This is a genomic window from Mycobacterium sp. (assembly GCF_047975165.1).
In the GTDB taxonomy this organism is placed as follows: Bacteria; Actinomycetota; Actinomycetes; order Mycobacteriales; family Mycobacteriaceae; genus Mycobacterium.
The window spans coordinates 1-4280 of sequence record NZ_JBKECZ010000037.1; the positions used below are offsets into that span (position 1 = coordinate 1).

A 4280-nucleotide genomic window follows, 5' to 3' on the forward strand; every position below is an offset into this window, starting at 1 on the left:
CGGCAATGTGATGTGTGACATCGTCGTTGATCGTGGTGACCGGCTGCCACGGGCGTGGGCTGATCCCGCGAATTCCGTTGGCCCGCATAATCTTGGCCACCGTCTTCTTCGATACAGTCTCGCCGTCCTCAGGTAAATCCGCCAGGATTCGCGGCGCCCCGTTGACGTGATCGGAGGCCGCATGCAACTGGCGGATCTTCACCGTCAACTCCGCGGTCCGCGCCGCCCGCGGCCCCGGCGCGGCGTCCCGGCGGGCAGCCCACGCGTAATATCCCGATCGGGATACCGCCAGCAACTCGGTCATCCTGGTGATGCTGTGGTGTGCCTTTTGCGCGTCGATCACCGCGAACCGTCGTTCCGGTTCGAGTTCTCCACCGCAACGAAGGCTGCTGCTTTTTTAAAAACGCCCGGTCCATCCGCAACTCGGCCACCTCACGGCGTAGCCGGGTCAACTCGGCCCGCCCGTCGGCATCAAGCACCTCAGGAGGATCATCCAACTTCGACCGCTCAACAGCCACCCACCGGCCCAGCAGAGCCTCTCCGACCCCGATCTCACGAGCGACTCCGGCGATCGTGCGACCGGTATCGATCACCAACCGCGCAGCCTCCGCACGGAACTTCAGGGTGCAACTCTTCCTCTTCGCACCCATGAGTGCATCCTCTCCTGCCGAGCAACGCCCAGCCAGTCAGGATGTCCACAAAACGGGGGTAACCCCCAGTGCCCCCTCCCCCGCCACCGCGTACGCGGGCTCAGGTGTCGGTCGTGAAAGCGCTCGTCGCAACCTCGGTGCCGTCGGCCAGACGGGTGATCTCGAAGTCGGCGAACACCGCGGGCGCGACGGCGACGAGCTGACGAAGGCACTCCACGGCCAGCCGCCGGATCTCGATGTCGGCGTGCTCGCTGGCCCGCATGGCGATGAAGTGCCGCCAGGCACGGTAGTTGCCGGTCGCCACAACGCGGGTTTCGGTGGCATTCAGCAAGACCGCCCGGGCCGCCTGGCGGGCCTGCTTGCGACGCAATACCGCGTTGGGCTGGTCGGCGAACTTCGCTTCCAGCTTGGCAAGCAGCTCGGAGTAGGTGGCGCGGCTGGCATCGGCGGCCCTGGTCAGGATCTCGCGCAGTTCGGGGTCGTCCTCCAGCCCGGGCGGCACAACGACCTGCGACTGGGATTCGGGCACATAGCGCTGCGACAGTTGCGAGTAGGAGAAGTGCCGATGCCGGATCAGCTCATGGGTGCAGGACCGCGAAACACCGGTGATGTAGAACGACACGCTGGCGTGCTCGAGAACCGAAAAATGCCCGACGTCGATGATGTGTCTGAGGTAGTCGGCATTGGTCGCCGTCGCGGGATTCGGCTTGGACCAACTTTGATAGCAGGCCCGGCCGGCGAACTCGACCAGCGCCGATCCCCCGTCGGCGTCGGTCGTCCACGGCACGTCCGCGGGCACCAGGAAGTCGGTTCTGGCGATCAATTGCACGCGCATCGGCGCGGTCTCGGCCACGGCGCTCAGCGTAAACGTTCAGTGAGTGGTCGGCGGCGAAGGGACCCGGCCAGATCACCGCGATCCGATACCGCGACCCCGCCCAGCCCAAGCCAGGACGCCATCGACTCCAACTCGCCTGTCAGCGCGGCGGCAACCCGGGGCCGCGGCGCGTCGGGTTCGGCGAAGGCTCCCATCACGTGCAGGGTGTCCGCATCGCGGTCGGCTTTGAGGTCGACCCGCGCGACGAGCTTGCCGTCCAGCAGGAACGGCCACACGTAGTAGCCGTAGCGGCGTTTGGCCGCCGGTGTGTAGATCTCGATGCGGTAGTGGAACCCGAAGATGCGCTCGACCCGGGGCCGGAAGAAGATCAGCGGGTCGAACGGACACAGCAGGGCGGTGCCGCGGTCGGCACGGGGTACGGGGCGGGCGGCCCGCAGATAGGCCGGCGCCGACCAGCCGTCGACGTCGACCCGCTCGATGTCACCGGCCGCGACCAGATCGGCGATGGCCGGTTTGACCTGCCGGGCGGACAGCCGGAAGTAGTCGCGGATGTCGGCCTCGGTGCCCACGCCCAGTGCCGTCGCCGCGCGCAGGCTGAGCTGCCGGATGGCCTCGTCGTCATCGACGTGGCGGGCCAGCACCGACGCGGGCAGCACCCGCTCGGCCAGGTCGTAGTGCCTGGCAAAGCCGGCGCGGGTGGCCGTCGTCAGCACCCCGGCGGCGAACAGCGCCTCGGCAACCCATTTGGTGTCGCTGCGGCCCCACCAGGCTCCCGGTCTGCGTCCCGGGCTGCTCCCGTGTTCGGCACGCAGGTGCGCCTCGATCTGGCCGGCGGTGCTGGGTCCGAGCTGGGTCACCGCGGCGACGACGTCCTCGACCAGCCGGGGGTTTTCCTTGACGACGTGGGTGCCCCAGCGGCCATGCCGGTACTGGCGCATCCGCCAGCGCAGTAGCGGCCAGTCATCGAGCGCGATCAGTGCCGCTTCGTGCGCCCAGTATTCGGCCAGCAGCCGCTGGCTTGTGGGCCCCCAGGCCGCACGGTCGAGTACCTGGCGGTCGTAGGGCCCGAGCCGGCTGAACACCGGGGCGTAGTGGGCCCGGACTGCGACAGAGACCGAGTCCAGTTGCAGGACGTGGATGCGCGAAAGCAGCCGCCGCAAATGTCCGCGATCAAGCGGACCGTCCAACCGTGGTTTGTCGAATCCTTGTGCCGCAACAGCTATCCGACGGGCTTGTGCGGAGGTCAGCCGGCGGTTGCGGATCGCCACAGTCACTCAGCGTCGACGGTAGCTGCAAAACCGGTACCGCAGGCCCGACCGGCTGACCTGCCACTCCCCCAGCTCACCCAGCCAGGTTTTGTCGAGTAGCGGGGCCAGCGCGTCGCCGTCGTCGCGTGGCAGGTCGACCTCGACTTCGGTGACCTCGCAGCGTTTCGCGAACGGCAGGGCCAGCACATAGATCTCGGCGCCGCCGATCACCCAGGTGTCCGGGTCGGTCAGCGCCTGTTCGAGTGTGCCGGACACTTCGGCGCCGTTGGCCGTGTAGCCGCTCTGGCGGCTCAGCACGATATTGCGCCGGCCCGGCAGCGGCCGCACGTTCGGTGGCAGCGAATCCCAGGTGCGACGGCCCATCACCACGGTGTGGCCCATGGTGATTCGTTTGAAATGGGCCAGATCCTCGGGGACCCGCCACGGGATGTCGCCGCCGCGGCCGATCACACCCGAGGTCGACTGCGCCCACACCAAGCCCGCGGAGTGAGTCATACGGCTACTGGAGCCTTGATCGCCGGGTGCGGGTCGTAGTGTTGCACCACGACGTCTTCGTAGACATAGTCGAATATCGAATTTCGCTGAGCCAGACTAAGTTTCGGATACGGACGTGGTTCCCGGCTCAATTGCAGCCCGACCTGTTCGACATGGTTGTCGTAGATGTGGCAGTCTCCGCCGGTCCAGATGAACTCGCCGACCCGCAGGCCGGCCTGGGCGGCCATCATGTGGGTGAGCAGCGCATAGCTGGCAATGTTGAACGGCACGCCGAGGAAAAGGTCGGCGCTGCGCTGGTAGAGCTGGCAGCTCAGCCGGCCGTCGGCGACGTAGAACTGGAAGAACGCGTGGCACGGCGGCAGCGCCATCTGCGGGATCTCGCCGACGTTCCAGGCGGAGACGATGATGCGCCGGGAGTCGGGGTCGGTGCGCAGCAAATCCAACGCGGCACTGATCTGGTCGATGCGCTCACCCGATGGGGTCGGCCACGAACGCCACTGCACGCCGTATACCGGCCCGAGTTCTCCTGTGTCACTGGCCCATTCATCCCAGATGGTGACGCCGTTGTCTCGCAGCCAGCCGATGTTGGAGTCGCCGCGCAGGAACCACAGCAGTTCGTAGACGACGGATTTGAAGTGCACCTTCTTGGTGGTCACCAGGGGGAACCCGGCTGACAGGTCGTAGCGGATCTGCTGGCCGAACAGGCTGCGGGTCCCGGTGCCGGTGCGGTCGGATTTCGCGGTGCCAGTGGCCAGGACCAGGCGGAGCAGATCCTCGTAGGGCGTCGCGATCGGCACGGGGGGTAGCTTAAACCAGCGATCGCAAGCGCGGCGGAGCCGGGCGCAGCGGGTCGCTGGAACCAATCCAACCCAGCGATCGCAAGCGCGGCGGAGCCGGGCGCAGCGGGTCGCTGGAACCAATCCAACCCAGCGATCGCAAGCGCGGCGGAGCCGGGCGCAGCGGGTCGCTGGAACCAATCCAACCCAGCGATCGCAAGCGCGGCGGAGCCGGGCGCAGCGGGTCGCTGGAACC

General features: G+C 67.4%; 5 protein-coding genes and 2 pseudogenes. All 7 read right to left on the bottom strand.

Annotated features, from left to right (window positions below; all coding sequences use genetic code 11):
• The coding region (locus tag ACK5M9_RS03490; protein ID WP_416891811.1) for an IS3 family transposase at positions 1-343 on the bottom strand (343 nt) is incomplete at its 3' end.
• Positions 344-428: 85 nt separating this feature from the next.
• A pseudogene (locus ACK5M9_RS03495) lies at positions 429-650 on the bottom strand (transposase); the annotation flags it as partial.
• A 100-nt stretch (positions 651-750) separates the two neighbouring features.
• Positions 751-1503, bottom strand: coding sequence for an FAD-dependent thymidylate synthase (thyX, locus tag ACK5M9_RS03500; protein ID WP_416891812.1), 753 nt, complete (start codon positions 1501-1503; stop codon positions 751-753).
• Positions 1504-1508: 5 nt separating this feature from the next.
• Positions 1509-2747: a winged helix-turn-helix domain-containing protein gene (locus tag ACK5M9_RS03505; protein ID WP_416891815.1), complete on the bottom strand. Its 1239-nt coding sequence runs from the start codon at positions 2745-2747 to the stop codon at positions 1509-1511.
• Positions 2748-2759: 12 nt separating this feature from the next.
• On the bottom strand, positions 2760-3248 hold the full coding sequence (locus ACK5M9_RS03510) for a dihydrofolate reductase (RefSeq protein ID WP_416891813.1): 489 nt from the start codon (positions 3246-3248) through the stop codon (positions 2760-2762).
• Complete coding sequence (locus ACK5M9_RS03515) at positions 3245-4045, bottom strand: thymidylate synthase (protein WP_416891814.1); 801 nt, start codon at positions 4043-4045, stop codon at positions 3245-3247. Before ACK5M9_RS03515 ends, ACK5M9_RS03510 begins: the two co-directional genes overlap by 4 nt.
• Before the next feature lie 10 nt (positions 4046-4055).
• Positions 4056-4280: pseudogene (locus ACK5M9_RS03520) on the bottom strand (gamma-glutamyl-gamma-aminobutyrate hydrolase family protein); the annotation flags it as partial.

What these genes read in the sequence shown, in the direction of transcription:
- ACK5M9_RS03510 (WP_416891813.1), bottom strand. Translation starts at nt 3,248, where the DNA reads ATGACTCACTCCGCGGGCTTGGTGTGGGCGCAGTCGACCTCGGGTGTG.